Source organism: Pseudomonas lijiangensis (assembly GCF_018968705.1).
Lineage (GTDB): Bacteria > Pseudomonadota > Gammaproteobacteria > Pseudomonadales > Pseudomonadaceae > Aquipseudomonas > Aquipseudomonas lijiangensis.
In genome coordinates, this window is sequence record NZ_CP076668.1 from 3,063,512 (window position 1) to 3,088,032 (window position 24,521).

Annotated in this window: 15 protein-coding genes; 6 read left to right on the plus strand and 9 right to left on the minus strand. The window is 55.9% G+C overall.

The features are described from left to right. Positions 1 to 77 precede the first annotated feature (77 nt). Positions 78 to 902 carry a class I SAM-dependent methyltransferase gene (locus KQP88_RS12695; protein ID WP_216703216.1) on the plus strand — a complete coding sequence of 275 codons (825 nt, stop codon included), beginning with the start codon at positions 78 to 80 and terminating at the stop codon, positions 900 to 902. Positions 903 to 969: 67 nt separating this feature from the next. Here KQP88_RS12695 and KQP88_RS12700 read toward each other — a convergent pair whose 3' ends face one another. The 6 genes from KQP88_RS12700 to KQP88_RS12725 form a co-directional block, all read right to left on the minus strand. Beyond that, a complete protein-coding gene (locus KQP88_RS12700) occupies positions 970 to 3,600 on the minus strand; it encodes an amidohydrolase family protein (protein WP_216703217.1) in 2,631 nt (876 codons plus the stop codon). Further along, positions 3,587 to 6,202, minus strand: a complete 2,616-nt coding sequence (locus tag KQP88_RS12705) for a hypothetical protein (RefSeq protein ID WP_216703218.1) — start codon at positions 6,200 to 6,202, stop codon at positions 3,587 to 3,589. The genes KQP88_RS12700 and KQP88_RS12705 overlap by 14 nt, the downstream gene beginning before the upstream one ends. Positions 6,203 to 6,509: 307 nt before the next feature. Continuing rightward, positions 6,510 to 9,581: an efflux RND transporter permease subunit gene (locus KQP88_RS12710; protein ID WP_216703219.1), complete on the minus strand. Its 3,072-nt coding sequence runs from the start codon at positions 9,579 to 9,581 to the stop codon at positions 6,510 to 6,512. A gap of 3 nt (positions 9,582 to 9,584) precedes the next feature. Further along, entirely contained in the window at positions 9,585 to 10,715 is a 1,131-nt protein-coding gene (locus tag KQP88_RS12715) for an efflux RND transporter periplasmic adaptor subunit (protein WP_216703220.1), read from the minus strand. A 20-nt stretch (positions 10,716 to 10,735) separates the two neighbouring features. Next, positions 10,736 to 11,572, minus strand: coding sequence for a MipA/OmpV family protein (locus tag KQP88_RS12720; protein WP_216703221.1), 837 nt, complete (start codon positions 11,570 to 11,572; stop codon positions 10,736 to 10,738). Next, complete coding sequence (locus KQP88_RS12725; RefSeq protein WP_216703222.1) at positions 11,569 to 13,077, minus strand: efflux transporter outer membrane subunit; 1,509 nt, start codon at positions 13,075 to 13,077, stop codon at positions 11,569 to 11,571. Before KQP88_RS12725 ends, KQP88_RS12720 begins: the two co-directional genes overlap by 4 nt. Positions 13,078 to 13,174: 97 nt before the next feature. Between KQP88_RS12725 and KQP88_RS12730 the strand changes: the two genes are divergently transcribed. Both KQP88_RS12730 and KQP88_RS12735 read left to right on the plus strand, forming a co-directional pair. Further along, positions 13,175 to 13,864 (plus strand): response regulator, encoded by a 690-nt coding sequence (locus tag KQP88_RS12730; protein WP_200992177.1) that lies wholly within the window; start codon positions 13,175 to 13,177, stop codon positions 13,862 to 13,864. Positions 13,865 to 13,926: 62 nt separating this feature from the next. Continuing rightward, entirely contained in the window at positions 13,927 to 15,054 is a 1,128-nt protein-coding gene (locus KQP88_RS12735) for a sensor histidine kinase (RefSeq protein ID WP_216705949.1), read from the plus strand. A 345-nt stretch (positions 15,055 to 15,399) separates the two neighbouring features. Here KQP88_RS12735 and KQP88_RS12740 read toward each other — a convergent pair whose 3' ends face one another. Further along, a complete protein-coding gene (locus KQP88_RS12740) occupies positions 15,400 to 16,488 on the minus strand; it encodes a GNAT family N-acetyltransferase/peptidase C39 family protein (RefSeq protein WP_200992176.1) in 1,089 nt (362 codons plus the stop codon). A gap of 117 nt (positions 16,489 to 16,605) precedes the next feature. Here KQP88_RS12740 and KQP88_RS12745 point away from each other — a divergent pair, with 117 nt between their 5' ends. Together KQP88_RS12745 and KQP88_RS12750 are read left to right on the plus strand one after the other, a co-directional pair. Beyond that, positions 16,606 to 18,162, plus strand: coding sequence for a RimK family protein (locus KQP88_RS12745; RefSeq protein ID WP_253950482.1), 1,557 nt, complete (start codon positions 16,606 to 16,608; stop codon positions 18,160 to 18,162). Positions 18,163 to 18,188: 26 nt separating this feature from the next. Next, positions 18,189 to 19,124 (plus strand): magnesium transporter CorA family protein, encoded by a 936-nt coding sequence (locus KQP88_RS12750; protein ID WP_216703224.1) that lies wholly within the window; start codon positions 18,189 to 18,191, stop codon positions 19,122 to 19,124. Positions 19,125 to 19,192: 68 nt separating this feature from the next. Here KQP88_RS12750 and KQP88_RS12755 read toward each other — a convergent pair whose 3' ends face one another. After that, on the minus strand, positions 19,193 to 20,887 hold the full coding sequence (locus KQP88_RS12755) for a cyclic peptide export ABC transporter (RefSeq protein WP_216703225.1): 1,695 nt from the start codon (positions 20,885 to 20,887) through the stop codon (positions 19,193 to 19,195). 158 nt (positions 20,888 to 21,045) lie between these two features. Then, a complete protein-coding gene (locus tag KQP88_RS12760) occupies positions 21,046 to 22,074 on the minus strand; it encodes a TauD/TfdA family dioxygenase (RefSeq protein ID WP_318294932.1) in 1,029 nt (342 codons plus the stop codon). Positions 22,075 to 22,428: 354 nt separating this feature from the next. On the opposite strand from KQP88_RS12760, the gene KQP88_RS12765 reads away from it, so the two are divergent. Next, a complete protein-coding gene (locus KQP88_RS12765) occupies positions 22,429 to 24,516 on the plus strand; it encodes an amino acid adenylation domain-containing protein (RefSeq protein WP_216703227.1) in 2,088 nt (695 codons plus the stop codon). Positions 24,517 to 24,521 lie beyond the last annotated feature (5 nt).

A 24,521-nucleotide genomic window follows, 5' to 3' on the forward strand; every position in this document is an offset into this window, starting at 1 on the left:
CGCCACAAAGTCTAATTTTCCAGACCGATCTGCCAGTACAGTCGATACCGATCATAGACGCATTTTTAAGGACGATCATGAACACCAGGATTCTTGCTTCAGGCTTTGCCACCCTTCTCGCCTCATCCTTCAGCCAGGCGGCTGCACCCGATACCTCGATCAGCGATGCGCAATACAAGACCGTGCTGGAAGGCTCATGGCGAGCCGAACAACACAGTGTGCGCGACAGCCATCGTCACCCTCGGGAAACCTTGAAATTCTTCGGCTTGCAGAACAACCAGACCGTGATCGAAATAACCCCCGGTGGTGGCTGGTACAGCGAGATTCTGGCGCCCTTGCTGAAGGATCACGGCCACTACATTGCAGCCCTGCAAGCGCCATCCTCAGGTGACTATTACAAGAAAGCCGCCGACAGCCTGAAGCAGAAATTCAAGGCCGATCCGGAGCGTTACGGTAAAGCAGAGTTCATCGAGTTCGATCCCAAGACCCCGGTCTTCGGCAAACCCGCCTCGGCCGATCGGGTCCTGACATTTCGCAACGTGCATAACTGGGTGCTTGCCGATGATGCACCGCAGACATTTTCAGCCTTCTTCAAGGTACTGAAACCGGGCGGAGTACTGGGCGTGGTCGACCACCGCGCCAAAGACGGCAGCAGCCTGGAAAACATCAAGACAAGCGGCTACCTGCCCACCGATTACGTGGTCAAGCTCGCGACCGATGCAGGCTTCAAACTGGAAGCGCAAAGCGAGATCAACGCCAACCCGAAAGACACCAAGGATTACCCTGCGGGCGTCTGGACACTTCCGCCGGCGTTGAAGCTAGGTGAGCAGGACAAGGCCAGGTATGTAGCGATTGGCGAGTCGGACAGGTTTACGTTGAGGTTTGTTAAGCCGGTGAAGTAGGCACTGTGCCATCCATCATCCCCATGTGCAGTGCCGTGGCACAAGAAACTGCTCATGGGGTTTGGCCTTAAAAACGATAACGCTTGGCATCAGTACACAACCGCTCGATCAATGCCTGTGCGTGGGAAGGATCCAGCCCTTTGGTGCGCACCTGCAACATCCTCAGCAAGTGTGCATATTCCTGACGCACGCCGGTAGCGAAAATACCAGGGTTGTCGGATCCAACAACCACAGCAACAGAGCTTTGCATCGGATGCTTGCCTAACCCCAGCCAGTTCCTTGCATGATGATCGTCGTAGCCCTCATGAATGCTGATACGCACATTACTGCTGGGCAACGTCTCAATGGCTATGGTGCATTCTGCGAGTCGTTTGAGCACCGCCTGCTGCAGAGCGCGTAATACCTTGGGACTAAGAACATCACTCTCCCTCGAAATCACAATGTCTTCCCGGCAGCGCTTCAACTGTCCGGTTTCTACACCCACCCCATGCCTTCTCAGGAATTGGGTATGTGCCATGGGATGTCGCTCAGCGGCTTCAGCATAGCGTTTAGCTTCTTCACGCCGATTCGGGTCAACATCGTTGATATGATCCTCCCTCGCTAAAGGATCCAGAGAACGTAATTTCCAGGCGGCTGCCAGTACATCCGGTGTAATTGTGGGGTTCTGCCAGATTCTCATGGCCAGGGAACGGATCTCTGCCTCTATCAGCGGCAGGCTATCCGTATGGACCCGAGCATGTAACAGGGTGTCCCAGGCAAATACCAGGTCATCAAGGCGCTCCTCTATCGGCAACACCACATAACCTTGAACTGAATCCCACCACTTCTTCGGACTTACCCCAGCGGCAGTGCCGTGTCCGATCCGGCAGCCAGCGTCCAGGCCGAGATACAACACCGTTTCACCAATGGCTCGTAAACCAGAGGCCAGATGCGCGTAGTCCTCTCCTACGTGATAAGTGAAACGCCGGATACCTGCCGTGCGCATCCGGCGGAACACGGGAGCAAACACTTCTGGTCCCGCATGCCGTTCATTGCTGGCAGCATCGATCCCCCGGATCAGGCTGTCGAGCCCGCGGGTCCGCTGTAGCAAAGCCACAAGCGCCCGGGCGTTCTGATCAGTTTCTCGACGCACCCGAACATCACGGCATAGAGGACGCACTCCTTTATCAGAGAAGAAGGCATCACGCTCGCTGGGTTTGGTCGTTTTAATGAAATGCGGCACCAGTCCCAAACGCAGGCGACGTAAAGACTTGGGGGCATTGGCATGGCCTTTTTCCAAATTTTGCACTTGCGCCAGTAACTCCGACAAAGAGCAGTAAGGGTCAGGTTTGGACAGAGACTTACCACTCACGTCCTCGCCTAGAAACTGCAAATAACCACGAAGGATTTTCCCGATAAGTGCTGCGGTCTTGTCAGGATGATCTTTAGGGGCAAAGCGGCCCTCGAGAAAATCCATCGTTTGCTGATGACCGCGCTCAAGCTGACGAAAGCGCTCGGCATAGTCCTTCTCGGTTGCTTCTCGCAACTCGTTATGGGTGATGTACTGAAACTGATCGAAGCCTTTATGTTGCTCCTGTTGCACCAGCAACCGGCAAAACTGAGATCGAACAAGTGCGTAATGCCAAAAGGCACACCCCAGACTTTCTGGCAGGGTATGGCGATTGAAGCCCGTCAGCAGAGTGACTAGCTGCCATGCCTCAATCACTATGTCACTCAACCGCCCATTAGAATTTGGCAGACACTGCTCGCGAGCATTTCGCAAAGCGGTGACCGCTGACTCATCCATAGCTTGAGCCAGTCGAGCTTTCGGCCCTTCCGTTGCACGACGCAATAACAGAGCCTTGAGCGCAATTGCATCCTCTACACGTCGCATCAGCATGGCTGGTTTAAGTTCTGGATCTTCCTGACGTAACAGGCGATCCACACCATTACCGATTTCTACATGCAGCCCATATTCACGCTCGAGTATTTTATGGCTCAGGCCGCCCACCACACTTGCCGGCCTGGCGAGGGCATCGCACCACACCTTTTCAGCTTCGGTAGTGCCATTAAGATGCAAGTGGGTTTCATCCAGCCCCTGGGTGCGGCAAAGGTGGTCGAGAAACGGATCGTCATCCACAGGCAACGTTGAATCGCACAGCCAACGCTGCAAACGCTCCAATGCTTCCTTCTGCTCCCGATAGTCCAATGGCTCACCAGCAGACCAGTTCAAACGCTTGGCCATCCAGGCAGAAGTGATCAGCAGAGGTGGCACGACAAGAATAAGTGACTGCCAAGGCTCAAACAGCCGTGTGCGGACACGGATGGAACCATCGTTGCCTTCACATAAAAATATGTCGGCAAGTCGATTGAGCAAAACGGGTAACTGAGTGTGCGGAAGATCCTCTACAGACAGATCGTTCACGGTTTTTGACAAGCGTTTTTCCAGTACATCATCGGTCATCAGAGGATGCAGGCGATTCATTTGCATGAAGCGACCTTGCTTGAAGCTTTTTGACCAAGACTCCCTCAGTACCTTGCTGAAACCGTCTTCATAGAGACTGACCAGTGAGGCACCATTGCTGTCACGGACCGTGCTTTCCATTAATCGTAATAAATCGATATTGAGAAAGACGGATCGGGCATAGGTCACTACTTCCCAGGCTTGGAAGTGCTCTGCTTCTGTGGAAAGACAGAGGCTTGAGTTACTTGGCTGCATAGCGGGGGACTACGTTCAGGAGTTCGTAAAAATTTACGACTTCAACTTGAAATGAGTTTTTTCGAGTTGGGCCTATCGAAACTTTTATACCTTTTTCTTTAAGCCCAGTCATGTGAGCGCGCGGAACATAGCTTTCGATCTTCAAATTCAACAACGCATCACTTACAGAGTCCAAAAGCTTACTTTTCTTAGGATTCAAGAACATCCATATCAAAGGACAGGAAAGGAGCACCCCCATAATAATCGGCATTTTTTCATCGGTGAACCTCTTCAATAAATCGATAAAGGCTTGATCAGAAGTTTTCGATGTTCCTTTACGCCCCGGCAATGATGAGGTAATCGCTAGCATGCCATGCAGAATACAAATAATTTGCCGATGTATAATTTCTCCAGTACGCCAGTGCAATGTAGCTTTTTCATCCAAACTCAACAAATCGTCATGAAGCCGCAATGCTAAATGCCCCAACAACCCAGGGGAAATTTTGTATTCCAGATTGCGGACACTACGATGCCACTTCCTCATACTGCTGCTAAAAACAATAAAAGCATTTTGATTGCTAACCACTAAACCTTCATCGCCCTCATCAAGCCCATCCTCTTCATCATGTTCGTGCTCAGGTGCAGCAAAAGATGAACCTCCCCCTCCAAAGTGCGGAATGACGGAAAATTCTGCAAACGAACCCAGCTCATCAATACTATTAGCAAACAGCAAATCAGCTATCACACCAAACAAAGACAGCGCCGAGACAGAGCGCATCACTTCGCCTCGCTCGTTGAAGCGCCTACTCAAGATCAGCTTAAGTATTTCACCAAACCTTCCACAGCGCTCATCTACTAAATCATCTATATAAAACCACCCAACCCCATTATTTATCGACACACCTTCACTATTACCTTTAATCTTTTCCCACCAACCCCTTGAGCGCTCAGGCAAGGAGTCCACCAAAGAACTCATATAATAACTTGAATCACGCAAATGAATATCGCGCCCACCATACCAGTTCTGCTGAATCGTTTTGGAAGCAACCTTATTCGCAAGCCCAACCGAGCCAAAAGAAGATCCTTGCAACTTATTTACTCGCTCATTGGCTCGATCAATAGCACCGAGTCGCGCCGCCAACTCCGAAGCAGTTATTCCAGATTGACTCCAAAGAAAATTAAAGAGAGAGCTTCTAGACTCTGCATCCAGCAAAGCAGGCCTTCTCATCATTGTTACCGGCAGTGCAAGTCCTAACAACGCCTTAAGAGTATTTCCCACATGCCCCTTGAGCTTCTGTGCCAGCAACAACGCCAAGCAATGTACTGCAATAGCGCGATTAACTTCTGATGAGACACCAAATCTGACGAGGTCAGGTGCGTCTTCTTGCTTGATCAACCACCCAAAAATCACCCGCAACGAGTAATCCAAATCCCCTTTAAAGATCAAATCGGCTGACACACCTTGAGCGATTAGGCGAGTCGAGAAGGCAGTAAATATTGCACTGTATTTTATGTCATCTGGCTCATCAAGAGCTCGCATATAGCCGATAACAAGCCGTAATGGCTCCGTAGCAACCAAATTAAAGAACGGGTGACTGGCAACATGAGGGGGTTCGTGCATCAGTGCACTAATACTTGTATTAGCCCACTCTCTTAGCTCAATACTTGGAGACGCTCCCTGACCTACGTGGATATTCCCCTCCGAATATTGTTTCAGTCCACCAAGCGGCACCATGGATATCCGATTTTGAGGCGGAGCAATCTTGAGCAAATATTGCTCCTCAAGCTCCGAGACGCCACCCCCTACGCTTTGCTGACTCAGCCCCATCAGACCAAGATCATGCTTTAGAACCTGCTCACCAAATGCCTCATAGATATTCTTACGTAACAATCGCCCATAAAGCTCAATATCACCTGAGAGTATGACGACTAAGCCAGGATGCGTCAGGTATTTTCTCACCGTCTCCAAGATCAAGTGGCCGTGAGCAAAGTTAGTATCAACATCATCAAAAGTCAGCACAAAAGCTTTTTTATTGAGCAGCTTCAATGCATGCTCAATATATATGCCAAGCTTTTTTTCAAAATCACGGCCTTTTTTGGCTTTGCGCAAGCCTTGGCTCATAACCCATTTGGCGTCCTCCCATTCAGCACCGTAGGCCGAACTGGAACCAATTCCGTCAAGCAACCCCAGACCTTCCGCCAAGGCCTCTCGAGCACTTTCCAATGCGCAGGTGTCACCTTTTATTTGGGCAAGAACAGCCTCAATCGCGGAAAGAATAACCACGACAATATTTTCTTTCGTTTCAATCAGGGTAGGATCAATAAGCCGCAACACGCTTAGCTGAAGCTTTTCATCATCTCTTAGTCTTTCAAGCGACTTGAGCAGAAATGTAGTTTTCCCGCTACCACGACTCCCTTCGATCAAAATGGCGCTGTGTACTCTTGAATAGGTGATATCTGTTTCTTTGATGCTTTCGTAGGGGAAGGTACTGCGAGCTTTTAATTGATGCTCAATTCTACCCCGCAATTTCAGATAAGCATCCTGCTGAAGCTGCCCCTCGGAATCCTCCAGCACTCCAGCCTCATTGACGGAGAGGTTTATCACCACCTTGTTGTCACTCATGTATCTTTCCTTGCTCAAATCAAACTGCTGTATAGCCTGGAACAACCAATGAAGAGCACGAAATGCTCTACTGTCGGCATACCAGTTGCGTAATTTTTGTCATTGTGGCGTCAAGTCAACCTTGCAGTGGCTGACCGCCGAGTAAATGTGGGAGCGCTAGCGCTAATGAGGAACGGGTGATCAATGACGATCCACCGATGTGCCTGAAGAGAGAAGAAGCTTCCATGCAATAAATCCATACCAACCAGATAATGGCTAAACGCTATATTCCACCCTTAAATAAATGTCAATGATTTTCATAATATTGTTATCCGCCATTAATCTTGGCTCTTGCCCCAAAACACTCCGGCAAACGCCCAAACAGCAACCAATACAGCACTGGAATCAACCCAAGGGTTATCAAAGTACCCAACGCCAGCCCACCCATGATTGTGATCGCCATGCCTTTCCAGAGCGGGCCGGCAAACAGCATCAGTGGAATCAGGCCGATGATGCAGGTCAGCTTGGTCATTACGATGGGACGAAGGCGCATGACCGCAGCATTGACCACAGCATCCCTTAGCGCCAGGCCGGCAGCCGATTCGGCTTCGATCCGCTCCAGCAGCAGTACCGCATTGTTGACGATGATGCCGGCCAGCGACAGCAGACCGAAAGTGGCCATGAATCCGAAGGGGTAGCCGGTGATTACCAGAGCAAGGGATACGCCGATCAGGACGAAGGGAACACTGCTGACCACGATCAGCAGTTTGCGGAACGAGTTGAACTGCCAGATGAACAGCAGCAACATCGCGACCAGCGCATGGGGCAAATATTGCAACAGGGCCTGGTTCGCAGCGGCAGAGTCTTCGATTTCTCCGCCCAGCTCGATTCGGTAGCCACTGGGCAGGTTGATCGCAGCCACTTCCGGGGCCAGTTTTTCGACGATGGAGCTGGCGGTCATCGACGGGTTGTGGCCTGTGACGGTTATCGCCCGTTCCAGATTGCGTCTCTGAATGACCGATGCTTCTACGGCAGGCTCAATCTTCGCGATAGCCGACAGAGGCAGCGCATCGCCACCGGTCGAGGGATAAATCAGCGTACTGGCAATATCATCACCTGGCGTTATGGCTGTTGTCGGCTCCCGAACCAGAATCGGTACGTTCGCTTCGCCATCCTGCATGGAGGACACCAGCAACCCGCCATTGCGCAGTTGCAGGGCCTGGGCAATATCTTCACTGCCGATGCCGGCACGCCGGGCAGCGTCCTGATCGACGACGATGTTGTAGCGCACCAGTCGCAGCCGCCAGTCGTCATTCACATCCAGGGTCCCTGGCACAGCCAGCATGGCTTTTTCGATGCGCGCAGCGATATCCCGCAGTACGGATTCATCCGGGCCGATCACTCTGTAAATGGCAACACCTGCTTCGGTGGTTCCCAGTGAAAACCGCTTGGGCTGCGCCTGCACTTCCGGATGCTGGCTCAGCAGATAGCGCCGGGTACGCTCGATCACTGCATCGAGATCGGCTCCTTCCTTGATGCTCACCGTGAAATAAGCCGTATCCGGGGCAGCCAGAGGTGGATTGAGGCCCAGGACGATACGCGGGCCACCCTCAGCCACATAGCCAATGCTGCTTACCACATCCCGGTCAGCACTCAGCCATTGACTGATCTCGCGCACGGTCTGCTGCGTCATGCCGGACGCAGTACCGGGCTCCAGGGTGACAGGGATCTGGAATTGCAGACGGTCTGATTTGGGCAGGAAATCATAGGGCACCTGAATCAGCACGATCACGGCCGAAGCCAGCATCACCAGCATGGCTCCCAGAAACGTCAGCGGATGCCTGAGCAGCCCTTCGATGATGCGGCGATAGCCACGATAGAAAGCCGAGTCATAGACCTGCGCCTTATCGTGATGCTCATCCGGCTGCGGCGCTCTGGCAAAGTAGAAGCACAGCAGCGGCGTTACGGTCACACTCAGCAGCCAGGAGCCCAGCAAGGCGATGGCCAGCACAATCGCCAGCGACCTCAGGTATTCGTTGGTACTGGTCTGGCCCAGAAAGAACGGTGAAAACGCCAGGACAATCACCAGCGATGACGTCAGCAAGGGAATCATCAGGGTTCGCCCCGCATCCTCGCAGGCCTGTCGGCGCGACTCACCGGCTTCCAGCCGACGCTCGATGTCTTCGGCAATGACGATGCCGTTATCCACCAGCAGCCCCAGAGCCAGAATGATCGCGGCAATGGAAACCGTTTGCAGCTCGACGCCCAGCGCACGCATCACGATCAATGTTCCCAGGATCGTCAACGGCACGATGGCTCCCACCACCAGACCGGTTCGCCAGCCCAGAAACAGCATGACGACAGCCATGACAATCACCACGGTTTCCATCATCACATGATTCATTTTCGACATTTCGTGGTGAACCACGTCGGACTGAAACGTCACGATGTGCAGCTCGAACCCCGCGGGCAATTGTGCTTCCAGTTGCTCCAGACGCGAGCGCAACTGTGCCCCGAACGCCCCGATGTTGAGCCCTGGCTTCATCGAAACGGCAAATACCACGGCATCCTGTCCCTGATAAATCGCCGCTGTGTCCGGTTGCTTGTCGAGTGCGACCGAAACCTTCGCCAGCGTGCCGAGCGCAATGGTTTTGCCGTCGGGAAGCTGTATCGGCAGCGCCTCTAACTGGGATTGCCCCAACACTTCACCGGTGACGGTCATGGTCGTGTTCTGGCCGCCGATCACTGGGCTGCCTGCTGCGACGATCATGTTCTGGGCCTGCAATTGCTGCAGGATCTGCCGGGCCGACATGCCAGCAGCTGCGAGCCGAGAGCGATCCAGATCCAGGTAAAAACGTTCCTGCTGCATACCGTACAGCGAAATCTGCTCCACTCCCGACAAGGCATAGAGCTGGTTGCGCAAGCGGGTCAAGGGGCCGCGCATTTCACTCATGCTGTAGCCCTCGGCGGTGACTGCGATGGAAGCCACGGCAACGCGCCCGAAATCATCATCCACAAATGGCCCCGACGCGCCTTTCGGAAAGCTCGCCCCGGCCTCTGCGGCCTTGGCCCTGACACGCTGCCAGAGCACGCCCAGATTCTTGACCTCGTCATAGGCCGTTACCTGAATGACTGCACTTCCCGGCCGCACCGTGGTGACCAGATTCTTTATCTCGGGCAACTCGCGCAGTTTGTCTTCCGTCGGCTTGACCAGTAGCTCCTCCACACGCTCGGCAGGCAGGCCGGGGAATGAAACACTGACCAGCGCATCGCGGATCGTCACGGAAGGCTCTTCCTGAGAGGGAAAGCCCAGAAAGGTGAAGACTCCGGCGACGAGTACCAGAAAAGCAGCGAATAGCGTCAATCGGCTGAAGCCGAGAGCATGGCGTGTAAGGTTCATGGTCTAGTTCCGGGTCAGGCGAGTGGAAGGCTGGAACAGGCTGACAGTCTGGCCATCGGTCAGAAAAGCGACGCCGCTGACAACAATCTGCTCACCTTCGGCAAGCCCGCTCTCGATCACGGCCCGGCCTTGCCAGACGCCCTTGAGCGAAACATTCCGGGCCGATACCTTGCCTTGCCCGGGCCTGTAGACAAATACCTGGGCCTTGGAGTACTTGTCGCCCACCACAAGAGCCTGCATCGGAATGCTGATCGCGCGCGAGGATTCAGAGCCGAGTTGCACCAGCACCGATACGCCACTGGGAAGCGGCTCACCGGCCTCCTCGACGCGGAAGATAGCGGTCTGCGTCAGACCGTTGTCAGCGCGTTGCGAGAGGCTTTCCAGCACCAGATCAAGTGCGACTGTCGGTTGCGAAACCATCCACGCCATAGCGCGGTCACCCGGTGTCATCTTCAAGGCCTGGGCAACAGGCACCGCCGCTACGATCTGACGGTTATCTTCAGACTCGACCTCAAGCACGACCTGCCCTGCTGCCACTTCGCTGAACGGCTCGACCTGCCGCGCCACGACCCGACCGGCAAAGGGGGCAACCAGCCTGACGCGCTCGACTTCCCGCTGAGCCAGGGCCAGATCGGCTGCCGTACGACGCTGCTGGGCACTCGCATCCTGCCAGGCTGTTTCGGCCTGCTCGACAACACTTTGTGCAACGCTGCCTGAAGCGAACAGGCTCTGCTGGCGCTGATAATTGCGTTTGCGCTCCAGTGCTTGAGCAAGGCTGGTGGCGACGCTGGCCTGGGCCTGCTTCATGCGTAATCGTGCAGGTTCATCATCCAGTTTCGCCAGCACTTGCCCCTTCTGCACGAGAGCCCCCACATCAACACTCAGCGACATCAACCTGCCTGAAGACTCAAAAGCCAGTGCGGCGCGCTGTTGCTGGCGAACCACACCCGTAATGCGCACCCCGTCCCCTCGCCCGGCGCTGACAGTTTCAACCTTGACTGCACGTGCCACAGGCGGCGCAGAAGCCTCTTGCCCGGAACACCCTGCGAGTTGCAGGGCCACAAGACAGACGACACAAAGGCCGGTGAAAAACCTCCTGGTCAAGAGTCCCTTTGCATTGAAATGCCAGCGCATGCTCGGTACCTGCCCTTCAGTCAAAAGCTGTAATTGATCGTGGCCAGGCCAGTAGCCTCGGCGTCGGTCTGCACCAGCGGGCTGCCACGTACCTGATCGGTGTAATGAGTGACACCGACGGAAGTCAGCGCTGACCAATGAGCGTCGAAGGTGTGTTGCCAGTTGAGCGCCGCAGAATACGAGTAGATTCCGCTGTCGGCCTGGAAGCTGCTGAACCGCGAAGTGCTGCTCTGCGCCTGGGTGACACCGAAATAGGTCTGGTTGTAACGTCCATCGCCTGCATGAGCATCGATGTCGAGGGCGATGGTGTCGTCGTTGGTGTGGAATACGATGCCTTCAAGCCCCAGGCGATAGCGATTGCCACGATCCTCACCGCCGGTTCGCAGCTCGGCTTCGCCGTTGAGGGAAAGCCATGGCAACAATTGCTGGCTCACATTGATGTCTGCAACGGTCGCGCCTTCTACCGTCCCCATACCTTTGAGGTCAGTGGAACCGTAGCGACTGCCGCTGTTTTTAGTGCTGCGGCCCATGTCGTAGTTGAGCGCCGCACTTGCACTGAAACCTGACGACGATTGCCATTGCAGGCCCAGCCCCCGAAGGCTGTCGGCAAAGAAGATCCCGCGCTGAATGCTCAGCATCGGCAGCAATGTACTGCGGTAGTGATCGGAACCCATGTAACGCGCAGTGACCGCGGCACCCAGCCCCATGCTGATATCGGTCTTCTTGCCCAGCAGACTGTTGCCCGACGTGTCGTCAGCCGCCTGGACATACCCGGCACAGCTCGCAACAAGAGTCGCGCACGTCAGTAAAGCCTTCAGGGAGACACGGGAATCGAAAGTGGCGTAGCGGTTATTCATGATGAAGCTCCAGTTTGGGGTGTGGTTTGCGCGGGAGCGGCGTCTGTGCCACTGAGCACGCGATAGATATCCAGGCGGTTAAGCAGCAGGTCGTGACGGACCTGACGCCATGCCATGTCCGTGCGGGCGATCAGAATCGTTGAAGAAAGCAGCGAAAGACGGCTGACCCCACCGACATCCAGCGCCCTGGAAGTACGCTGAGCCTTGCTCCTGGCCAGGGCGACGAGGACCTGCTGACTGCGCAGGCGCTCAAGCACCAGTTGCCGCTGTGCCAGTACATCGGCAACTTCGCGAAAGGCGGCTTGAACGGTCTGCTCGTACTGAGCGACGGCAATGTCCTTGCGCACCTGCGCCAGATCGAGATTGGCGCGGTTGCGCCCAGAATCGAACAGCGGCAGTGAAATCTGCGGGCTGAACAGCCAGGTGCCGGAACCGGCATCAAACAGCGAGCGCAAGCCATCGCTGGCCAGACCGGCTCCCGTACTGAGCCGCACAGACGGAAAAAAGGCTGCACGAGCTGCGCCGATATTGGCGTTGGCCGCTTTCAGATGCTCTTCGCTCTGACGCACATCAAAGCGCTGTAGCAAACGTTGCGAAGGCATGTCCGCCAGCCATGTCGGCGTCTCGGGTGCATCCGTGCCGTCAGGAGACACTGGCAGACCGGAAGGCTCCGGCTCTCGTGCAACCGGCGTGGAATAACCGGTTACCAGCATCAATGCCTGGGTGGCACGGGAGTGGTCGCTGATCGCTTCCTGCAACTGAAGACGTGTGCCCTGCGCCCGCACATGTTCCTGAGCCACCTCGTCGAAAGAAATGGCTCCGGCCGCCTGTTGCTCTTCGGCCATGCCCAGCAGTGTCTGCTGCGCCTCGTCGATGCGTCGGGCGTCACCTTGTCGGTCAGCCGCCAGACGCTCCGCCAGATAGAGTCTGGCAACCTCGACGATCAGCGCGCTTCGCGCAGCCTGCTGGCCATAGGTCGTTGCCAGATAGTCATGGCGTGCGGCATCGGAAAGGCTGCGTACACGACCAAAGAAGTCCAGTTCAAAATCCGAAATACCTATCGATGCGTATTTCAGATTCTGTCCATAACGCTCGTTGAGGGCGGCATTATCAAAGTGTTGCTTGTCGCGTTCGACGCTGGCGGCCAGGGTCGGCAAGCGGTCTGCCTGTGCAATGCCCGCCAGGGCCTGCGCCTCCTTGACCCGAAGCGATGCCACCTGGAAGTCCCGGTTGAAACCAAGCCCCTGCTGTACGAGACGCACCAGCTCACCATTGGGCTCCAGCTCTGTCAGCAGACGGGTTTCATCAGCCGAAAGCGGTATCCCGGACACCATCGGATGAGGCGCCGCCTGCAAACTCACTCCCTGCGCCACAGGCACTGGCAAGGACGGTCTGCGGTAATCGGGAGCCAGCGAGCAACCGGCACTGCTCAGGGCCAGCAAAAGCACCGGCCAGCAGATCGGGTTCGATCTTTTAGACTTGGACAGCGATGTGTTTGGCGGCATAGGATCTGTTCGCGGTAAGGAAATCTGGAGCGATCCTATGTGCCGTCTATCAATAAACCGTTCGTGAAATATCAAGATTTCATCAAGAGGCATCCCCGTGTCGGAAAAACGTATTCTGGTCGTCGAAGACGATGCTGACAGCGCCAGTATTCTGGAGGCCTACCTGCGCCGGGATGGCTTTGAAGTGACACTTGCCGAAGATGGACAGCGCGGGATCGAACTGCATCGCCAGTGCAAGCCGGACCTGATTCTGCTGGACGTGATGCTTCCCAAGGTGAGCGGCACCGAAGTGCTTTCTGCCGTGAGACGTTGCAGCGACACGCCGGTCATCATGGTCACGGCCATGGGGGATGAACCGGAAAAACTGGGTGCCTTGCGCTATGGCGCAGATGATTATGTCGTCAAGCCCTATAACCCCAAGGAAGTCGTGGCCAGGGTGCATGCGGTCCTGCGCCGATCAGGCGGGTCCGGGCTGGCCGAACGGCATCTGCGCTACAAGAATCTGCTGGTGGATCTGGACGCCGTCACCGCCAGAATCGAAACGGATACCGACGAGCCGGTCCTGCTGGATCTGACACCCACCGAGTTCAAGATCCTGTCCACCCTGCTGAAAACCCCGGCCAAGGCCTTCACCCGCGACGAGCTGCTGGAAATATGCCTGCCGGAAAGCGATGCCCTGGCCAGGGTCGTGGATGCCCATGTCCATAACCTGCGGCGCAAGCTGGAAACCCATGGCATCGAAGGTGTGCTGGTGACCGTACGTTCCGTTGGCTATCGATTCCGGTGAACCCTGTGGCCGATCTTTCGAAGAAACACCCCAGCCCTTTATGGCGCTGGGTCGGCATACGCATGAGCCTTCTGGCCATGGCCGCGATTGTATTGATCGCTCTCAGCATGTGGGCGCACTTTCTGTTATCGGAGCGGCAGACACTCCAGCGCATGCCGGTCGAGACTCGTCTTGAACTCGAACAATTGCGCAGTGATCCGCAGCTCAACGCAGCACGCCTCTGGGAAATATCCACCCAGTACTACGACATCGAGGATGTCGTCCCGGGAATCAGCAACAAGGACTGGATTCTGCTGGCGGTTCTCGTGGCCGCTGCCCTGCCCGTCATTCTTCTCTGCGGCCTGCTGTTCTCACGCCCGTTGTCCAGCCAGTTTTCGGCCATCGCCAAGGTGGCGCGTTCGGTTGCCCAGGGCGATTTCAATACCCGGCTTCCCGTTACTCACAAAGGCCCTGAGGAATTGCAGAGACTGGTCAGCGACTTCAACAGCATGACGACCCAGTTGCATCGATACGAACAGGAAGTTCGTGAATCCAGCGCCGTCATCGCCCATGAACTGAGAACGCCCCTGAATGCGTCCATGGGCCGTGTACAAGGCATGATCGACTGCGTCTTTCCCCGCGATGCAGAACAACTGAATATGGTGAAAAGGCAACTGGATCAGTTGAGCAAGCTGGTGGATGACCTCCATCTGCTGTCCTTGGCCCGTGCCGGTCAACTGCAACTCGACAAGACCCGCTTCGCGCTGGGAAAACTGATCGATGAACGTCTGGCCTGGTTCAGCGACCCACTCGAAAACGCCAGTATCCGGTCCACCGTCGATATCCCGCCGGATTTGTACATCGAAGCCGATCGCGACCGCATGGGTCAGGTGGTCAATATCCTGATAGACAATGTATTGCGCTATGCCGCGCAAGGCAGGGAGTTGCATATTTACGCAAGGGCAGACAAGGACAAGGTGTCACTGGCGTTTGCAGATCGCGGCCCGGGCTTTGAGGCAAAGGATCTTGACCTGGTATTCAATCGATTCTGGCGAGCCGAACGTTCAAGAGCCCGCTACAGCGGTGGCAGCGGTCTGGGGCTGTCCATAGCACGCGCCATATGCCTGGAACATGGCGCAAGCATCGGCGCTGAAAACCGGGATGGAGGTGGTTCGGTCATAACGGCAGAGATTCCGCACGCTCAGGGATGAGCGTTCTGCCTGCTGATACCCGTGTATCTTTGACGCATAAAACACCCCGCCCCCCGTAAAGACTCCGTATAGATAATTGCTATCCCCCTGCATTGGATTACCCCTCCAGACTTCACATGCTGCAGGAATATCAATAATGGAAAATTCGGAACTGGGTTTCATGATCATCATAATGATCGGACTCTTTGGATTTGCTTCGTTTCTTTTCGAATATCTGGGTACACGACATTCCAGAAAGAAAAAACCTCATTGAACATCGGGCAGAAAATCCGAAACGTGACAAGCGCATCCTTGCAATAAACCTGTCAATCTCACTCCTTACTTGTCACGTGCAACTTCACACATTCAGAACAGTACAAGTGCCGCCCTGACTTTATCCTTTCCGAATACACTCATCCGCTCGAACTCCTGATGCGTCAATGGAACATGCTGGCAATCCAGGCGCTGACGGTAGCGACCATGATCCAGATCAGGGTCATGCAGGTACACGAAGTCTTCATCGCACCCCGTTATCACCACCCAATGCGGAGCCTTGGAGTGTGTCAGCCGATAGCTGCTGATCAAGACAATGGGAACACCGCCCTCGCTGAAAATCCGCGGCAGATCCAGGCGTCCGGATCTGGATTGCTGAACGCCGCTGGCTTGCAGTTCCCTGCAAAACGCGTCATGCACCAGACGCATGACCGACTTCTTGTCCTCACGACGTACACCATCGAGAAACAATGGCCCCGTGCGGCTCACGTGCAGCCGTACGTCGAACCCGCGCCGCCAGGCAGCCAGGGCAAGGCCATGGGGGCTGCAGCCGCCGTGACCGGAAGTCATGAATATGGTCGTGGCTTCGCGCCATAGCTGAATTTCCTCGTCCCGGGAAAAGACCCGGTCAGGGTTGAGTGCCTTCATGGCCATCAGCAATGACGCTGCCCCGCAGGTAAATTCGGTCGTCTGCGAATAATACGGAACCGCCATGACGCTGCCTGCAACCGGCAGCACGATACGTTTCTCATAGCGCAATGCACGTGCATGGTCCTGATAGTAATCATCCACCTCGGCAAAGAGCCGGTAACCGGCTCGCTCATAGAGACGGATGGCTGCCGGGTTATCGGGACGTACCTCCAGCCGCAGGTGCGCGCACTCCTGCTCAATAGCCAGTTGTTCTGCTTGCTGCAGCAACGCCAGACCAAGGCCCGATCCTCTGGCCCGGCTGTCAATTGCGAGGGAATAAAGCCTCGCCAACGAGGTGCCACGATGGAAGAGCACCAGTGCATACCCCATCAGGCCTTTATCATCTTCGGCAACCAATAATCTGGCGTGGGCACGCTGAATCATCCACAGAAAGTTGCGCCGGGACAGTCGATCCTGCTCGAAACATTGATTTTCCAGAAGTTCCAGAGCCGGAATATCTTCGGCGACAGCAAAGCGGTAGTTAATATTCATGGTTTTACCGTAAATAAAGCATAACGACGAAAGACAGGCCGACTGAAAACATGCTTTATAGAACACACTTACACAACAAAGGCCCCCTTTATCATGGTTTCGGTGTATTCAAACGTAATGGAAATATTACCAAAGGTCGAGTTGAATCTACCGGCAGCGAAAGAAACTCCGGCCACACTGTTTGCACCCAGCAAGTTACTGGTTATTGTCGAGCGCCGCGATGACTGGCTTGGTTACTTACCCAGCGAAAGTATACTGACCGCTCAGGAATACCTCGAAGACAAGCGTTATAAAAATCCTGGCGGACAGGTTCAAGTAATAAATCTGTGCCGCAATTATAAATATCTTGGCCACGGCTATTACTGCTCGTTACTGGCAGAAGCACGCGGTCATAAAGTCATCCCTTCGGTCAAAACCATCAGCGAACTCACAAAGCGCTCACCCTACGGTCTGGCCCTTGAAGATCTGGACCGTGTGCTGGATAACGCCATCGCCGACCATCCTTACGGCGAAACCGAAGGGTTCACACTGAGTTTTCATTTCGGCAAAACCGACCTGATACCGCTGCAAGGGCTGGCACAACAACTGTTCGATACCTTTCCTGCGCCCATCCTGCAGGTGGAGTTCATCAAGAACCAGCGCTGGCACATCGCAGGAATCAAGGTCGGTGCCCTGCACAAGCTGCGGGAGGAACAGCAACACGATTTTGCCCATTCGCTGGATACCTTCAACCGGCGCATCTGGCGTCAGCCGGTTTCACAGCGTCAGTCCCGTTATGACCTGGCCATTCTGCATGATCCTGCCGAGGCACTCGCCCCCTCCAATCCTCTGGCTCTGCAGCGGTTCATCGATGCAGGCCAGCGGCTGGGCATTGATGTGGAACTGATCGAAAGGAAAGATTACGCACGACTGGCCGAATACGATGCCTTGTTCATCCGTGAAACCACCAGCGTTGCCAATCATACGTATCGGTTCGCCAAGAAAGCCGAGAGCGAAGGCCTGGTGGTGATGGACGACTCGGCCTCGATCCTGCGCTGCACCAACAAGGTCTTTCTCACCGACCTGCTCAACAAGCACAACCTCGGCATGCCTGCGACAGAGATCCTGTATCGCGATCGTATTCAGGACCTGGAGCAGGTAGGCGAACGCCTGGGGTTTCCTGTTGTATTGAAAATTCCGGACGGCTGCTTCTCACGGGGTGTAATCAAGGTGGAAACCCAGGCCGAACTCGCCAAAGCCGCTGCCGAACTGTTCGAGCACTCCGTATTGCTGCTGGCCCAGGAATACCTCTACACCGAGTTCGACTGGCGTATCGGCGTGCTCAACCGCAAGCCGCTCTACGCCTGCCTGTACTTCATGTCCAAGGGCCATTGGCAAATCTATAACCACAAGGCTCAAGGCAGCGAGGTCAACGGCCTGTGCGAAACAGTTCCCATCGAAGAAGTGCCCCCGGCTGTGGTCAAGCTGGCCGTGGACGCTGCGAGCCTGATCGGCGACGGACTTTACGGGGTCGATCTCAAACAGACCGACAAGCGCCTGGTGGTCATCGAGGTAAACGATAACCCCAACCTGGATGCCGGGATCGAGGATGCCTGCATTCAGGATCAGCTGTACGACCGGATACTGGAGGAGTTCGTCCGTCGTCTGGAGCTCAAGCACCAGGGCCATGGTTAATCAACCTTTGCAGTAGAGACGCCAGAATGATTGAACGCTACAGCCTGAATGACGGGACGCTTCATGCAACAACGGCCGAGGATGCGCCACTCTTGTTATGCACAAACCCCACAGCTCAAGAACGGGACTTTCTGCATCGCAACTTCAAGGTTGACGCCCATATGCTGGATTCGGCGCTGGACCCTGATGAGGTGTCCCGCATCGAATTCCATGACGGTCAGCTCTTTCTCATCTGGAAGCGTCCGGAAAGCTATTCGGGCGCAGCAGCCATGACTTTCGAAGTCTCATCCTTTGGCCTGATGCTCTCATCCGAGAAGCTGGTGGTCATCTCTGCCGGCAATTCATTGCTCAGTACAGAAGGAACCCATCGGCCTCTGGAAAACCCGCTGGATATTCTGATCGACTTGCTGTTCAACAGCGTGCATCACTATCTGGGTCACTTGCGGGTCATCAAGATGATTGCCCGGGAGCTGCACCAGAAGTTCGATACGTCGCTGGATAATCAGCATCTGCTGCACATGTTCAATCTCAGTGAAAGCCTGATCTATTACATCAATGCGATTCAGAGCAATGGCGCGGTCCTGGAGCGTCTGCACAATCATGCCGGCAAACATGGATTTTCAGCCCATTTCATTGCCCTGCTGGACGATCTGATCATCGAGAACGACCAGTGTTACAAGCAGGCCAGAATCTACTCCACGGTGTTCGCCACGCTCATGGATGCCCGAGGCAACATGGCAAACAACAACATGAACTCGATACTGCGCAACCTGACCGTGGTCAATGTGGTGTTCCTGCCACTGAACCTGATCGCCGGTATCGGCGGCATGTCTGAATTCAGCATGATGACGTCGGGGTTTGCGTGGTGGATATCATTCCCGGCACTGATCGCGGGCATGCTGATTCTGAGCCTGCTGATGGTGGTGGTGCTCAGGAAATCGTTCTTTCGCAGTGACACCTGACGGCAGCCACAGGTTGTACCCGGTAGAAAAAAGCCCCGCCATCAGGCGGGGCCAAAGAGTCGCAGGCCTCAGGCCTGCTTGTCGCGAATACCGCAGTGCACATCGGAAGCGATCTGGCCGTCGGACAGCTTGATGATGCGGTCAGCCAGCTGGAAGTACTGATCGTCGTGGGTGATGATCAGGATCGTCTTGCCACGGCGTTTCAGGTCGGGCAGCAGTTCCTCATAGAAGAAACGCTTGAAAGGTGGGTCCTGATCCGCAGCCCATTCATCGAGGACGTAGAGCGGGCGGTCTTCCAGGTAGGCACAGACCAGCGCCAGACGTTTCTGCTGACCATAGGAAAGCGCCTTCAGGGTCGAGTAACCGTGTCCTTCGATCTTGATCTTGTCCGCCAGGCCCAGAGTCGTCAGGTACTTTTGCGCCAGCGCAGTGCTCGCTTCCTTCTCGTCAGGACCGATCAGGCGGTTGAACAGATGGAAGTCAGAGAACACTGCCGAGAACATGTCCCGATAATCGCTGCGATTCTTGTCGGTAACGTCTACTCCGTCGAGCTGAACCTGGCCCTGGCGCGGGATGTAGAGGCCGCACAGCACTTTGGCCAGAGTGCTTTTGCCACACCCGTTGCCGCCGACGATATAGATGAGTTCTCCTGCGTGAATGTCCAGGTCAACAGGCCCCAGGGCAAAGCCCGAACCGGTATCGGCATTCTGGTAATCCATCTTTATGCCCTTGAGCGAGATGGTATTCCAGGCTTTCTGGGGGAAGTGCAGCAGCTTGGGCACTTCCGCTTCCACAACCTGTGGGTGCTCGTCATTGATGCCAAAGCCGAAATCAGCCAACCGGCTGCTTGCAACACGGCCCTGGGCCAGGATCGGCATGGCGGTCACCAGCAGAGAAAGCGGCCCCATGATGTAGAGCACGGCCAGAATGCTGGCTGTCAGCACGGAGGGGTCCAGGGCCGCCACTTTCGGCGCGGCGAACAACAGACAGCCCAGCAGTATCGACAGGGTGAGTTGCCCCACGTTGTCACCGGCCGTGAACCAGACGCGTTCTATGAAGTTGAAACGTGCCACCCGGGTCGAGGAAGCATCGATGGCCGAACGGCTGAACCAGTTGCGGCGAATACGGTTGAGCTTCAGTTCCTTGAGACCGAACACCAGCGCATGGGTGTATTCGTTGAACGAGGTGAATTCGTCACGCACCCGGCTCGACACCTTCACGCCACTGCTGAAGAAATACAGATAAAGCACCACACCCACGAACATCAGCGTCAGCGTGACTGCAAACACCACCCAGGACAGGTAGGCCAGGTAAGCGATACCGAACAGAAACACCGTGGTTTCCACCAGCACCGTAGGCATCACGACCAGCGTGGTATTGAGCTGGGGAATGTCATTGGTGAGCATGGTCAGCACGTTGGCCGGGCCGCGTCTGTCCACTTCTTCAAGAGGCGTGCGCAGAATCTTGCGACACAGTGCGATGCGCAGCCGGGTCATGATGTGCATGCTTGCATAAGCCGGAAAGAACGCCGCAGCATTGCGAAAGATGAACGCGACGGCGCTCAGGCCGATAAACCAGTACATCACCTGGGTCCGCGAGCCTTCCATGTGGATGGCCTGGTTGATCACGTTGACCACTGCAATCGAAGCGACCCCGCTGATGACACCGGTCACCAGGGTAAAGAGGGTCAGCCAGGGATGGCTGCGCCATAACAGGCGCATGATCGAACCCGGACTGGGCTTTTTCTCTTGCTCGTTGCTCATTGCTCAATATCCTTGGATGGACGGGCCATAGGGCAGTACCGATTACGAGTCGCTGGCACATGAGCGCCAGCGGGTTCGGAAAAACAGTGAAATTCAGACAGACCAGTTTACGGACAAGGCCGCTCGCGGCTGTCCCGGACTCCGAGTACAAGCACCAATCATTTGCTCGGCCAGACGGCATCCCGCGTGGTCATCTCACCCATGGCCACCGCGATGAGTCGTGGCTCTTCATAAGGGTCACGGGCATGGGCCGCGAGCATGTTGTCCAGCATGATCAGGTCACCCTTCTGCCACTGGAACCTTACAGCGCAAGCCTCATAAGCCTCACCGACCAGCGCCATGACCTCATCTTCGATAGGCGTCCCGTCGCCATAGCTGACCATTCGTGGCAGGCGGTCTTCACCAAACATGTCGAACAGGTCTTCACGCATTTCCTCGCCCAGGCAGAACGGGTGATGCAGCTGGACCTGATTGAAGAACGCTGCCTGTCCGGTGACCGGATGACGAATGACCGCCGGACAATGGGTGTGGATCTGCAGGGTGTCGGCGTCCAGCCACTCGAACGCGGTGCCTTGTTCACGACAGCGGGCCTCTGCCACTTCGGGCTTGTCGGTGCCGAAGAAGCTCTGCCAGCTGGGTTCTACACCTGAGGTAAAGGTACGGATGTAACGCAGTGCCTTGCGCTCGAACTTCTCGACCACTTCGCCAGGCAGTTGCAGCAGCATCTGGCGAATGTCCACCAGCGGTGTGGCGCCCCCCACTTTCGAGGGCAGCTCACAGTAGAACCACTGCTTGCGTGGCCAGCTTTCCAGGTGCGAGCTTTCGTTGTGGTAGAGGATCATTTCCCGCTCGGGATAAGGCGTGGAGCGATACACATTGCGACCGCCCTCCTTCTTCGGCAGATCGCCGTACCCGCCGTGCAAGCCCGGTGACAAGGCTTCTGCAAAACTCTCGAACAGGGGCACGCTATCCAGGCCGAACCCCCGGAACAGAATCGCGCCGTGCCGGCACAACAGTGCTTCGATGCTTTCACGGTTTTCTGCGGCCCAGGCCAGGGGTTCCAGCCCGGCTTCGACAGGCTCTATCACCACTGGCAGGCTGCTGGCGGGATCCAGCAGCGACAGGCGCACCTTTTTGTCACCGTGGCTGTCGGGCCAGCGCAATGACTCGGTAGTTTTCGGCTGCATACCAGCAGGCAAATCGATGGTTTCAAGGTTCATGCATCACTCCCGGGCGATGAATATCGAGGGTCGTGCCCGTTCGAGAAACCTCCCTTGCCGGCACGCTTTGCGCCAGCATGTAAGCATCGCCGGACATGCCTGTCTGTCACTGCAATTAGGGACATTGCGGCCCTTTCGCTGTGTCACCGACTGTCCCCATTTCCCTCGACAGACACCTTTGCAGGATGGGTGCTGAAATGCCTCCGCTGCGCAAATACGAGCGGTTCGCAAGTACCCCACAACGCTTCGGTACGGGCTGCAGAACCTGGTTTCGAATGCGTCCAGCGCACTGCAACTTGTGATCAAACAGGAGTGTCATTCATGCCGATCAACCCGACAGGCGAAGGGGCAGACAAACTGTCAGCCCCACTGCGACCCGGCGCCTTGCTGCACGAACTGTTCAGTGCCAGGGCCAGAGAATTTCCCGAAAGAACAGCGTTATCCGATGAAACCCGAGCCGTCAGTTACGCAGAGCTCGACGCAGCATCTTCGGCGCTGGCAGCCAGCCTGCGCAAACGCGGCGTCAAGGACGGCAGCCTGGTAGGGCTGTGCCTGGAACGTAATGTCGACCTGGTCATTACCCTGCTCGCCATTCTCAAGGCCGGTGGTGCCTATGTCCCGGTCGATCCGGCCTACCCTGCAAAACGCATCGAACACATCGTTCAGGACAGCGGCCTGCAACTGATCGTCAGCACCAGTAATCTGTGCAGCTTTCCCAAGACGCCTTCGCTGCAAGTGCTGCTCCTGAACGAGCTGCTGGAAGAAAAGAATCCTGGCGAATTCAAGGCCAGCAGCGCCGATGCGTCTCAGGCTCCGGCCTACGTGATCTACACCTCGGGCTCCACGGGCGAACCCAAAGGCGTGCTGGTAACTCATGCCAACGTGAGCAGCCTGCTGGAAAGCACCCAACGCATCTACCATTTCACTCACAACGATATCTGGTCGATGTTCCATTCCATCGGCTTCGATTTTTCGGTCTGGGAAATCTGGGGCGCTCTCGCCCACGGTGGCCAGGTTGCCATCGTGCCTTACGAAATCTCACGCTCACCTGAGACCTTCAGGCAGTGGCTGATCAGCAATCAGGTCACCGTCCTGAGCCAGACGCCATCGGCCTTCCGTGGTCTTGATGAAGCAGACAGTCAGGCCAGCAAACGTCTGTCGCTGCGCTACGTGGTATTCGGTGGCGAAGCATTGCCCGCTACCGTGCTGCGTCCGTGGGTCGAACGTCATGGTGACGCGCTGCCAGCCCTGATCAACATGTATGGCATCACCGAAGCCACCGTGCATACGACCCACAAACGGGTACGCGCTCAGGACCTTGAAACATCGGCCACCGTGTCTGTCGGTCAACCACTGGATGGCTGGACCCTGCATCTGCTGGATGAAAAACAGCAAGCGGTGAACACCGGCGAAATCGGCGAGCTGTATATCGAAGGCGCCGGGCTGACCCTGGGCTATCTGAATCGTCCCGGCCTGACGGCAGAGCGCTTTGTAACCCTGCCAGGCAGCGGCATCCGCGCCTATCGCACCGGCGACCTGCTCAAGCTCGACGAGCATGGCGAATACCTCTACGCCGGACGTAGCGACCAGCAACTCAAGGTGCGCGGCTTCCGTATCGAGGCCGGCGAAGTCGAAGCCGCCCTGCAGTCGAGCAAGAAGATTTCCGCCAGCCACGTTACTGCCTATGACTACGGTCAGGGCGATATCCGCCTGGTGGCCTATGTCGTTCCTTCCGATGGTTCACAGACCGTGACCCAGGAACTGCGCAGCGAACTGGCGGCAGTGGCCGCACAACAGTTGCCGGACTACATGCGTCCTTCGACTTACATTGCTCTGGCGGCACTGCCGGTCACTGCCCACGGCAAGATCGACAAACAGCAACTGCCTTCGCCGCTTGAGCACACCAGCGCCACAACCGATCAGGGCAACCTGTCGGAACAGGAACTGTATGTACTCAAGGTCTGGTCCGACGACATCGGCCTCAAGGGCATTGGCCTGAACGACGATTTCTTCGATCACGGCGGCACCTCACTGGCCCTGATCCGTTCCCTCAGCCTGCTCAAGGCACACTACAAGGTCGACCTCAACCCTGGCGTTCTTGCGGACGGAGCCACTGCCAAGGTTCTTGCCGCCAGCATTCGCAACGCCCTTGCCAAAACCGAGCAGGGCAACCTGTCGGAACAGGAGCTGCATGTCCTCAAGGTCTGGTCCGATGAGATCGGCCTCAAGGGCATTGGCCTGAACGACGATTTCTTCGATCACGGCGGTACCTCGCTGGCCCTGATCCGCTCCCTCAGCCTGCTCAAGGCTCACTACAAGGTCGACCTCAACCCTGGTGCTCTCGCGAACGGAGCCACTGCCAAGGTTCTTGCCGACAGCATTCGCACCTCCCTTGCCAACGCTAATTGACCGAA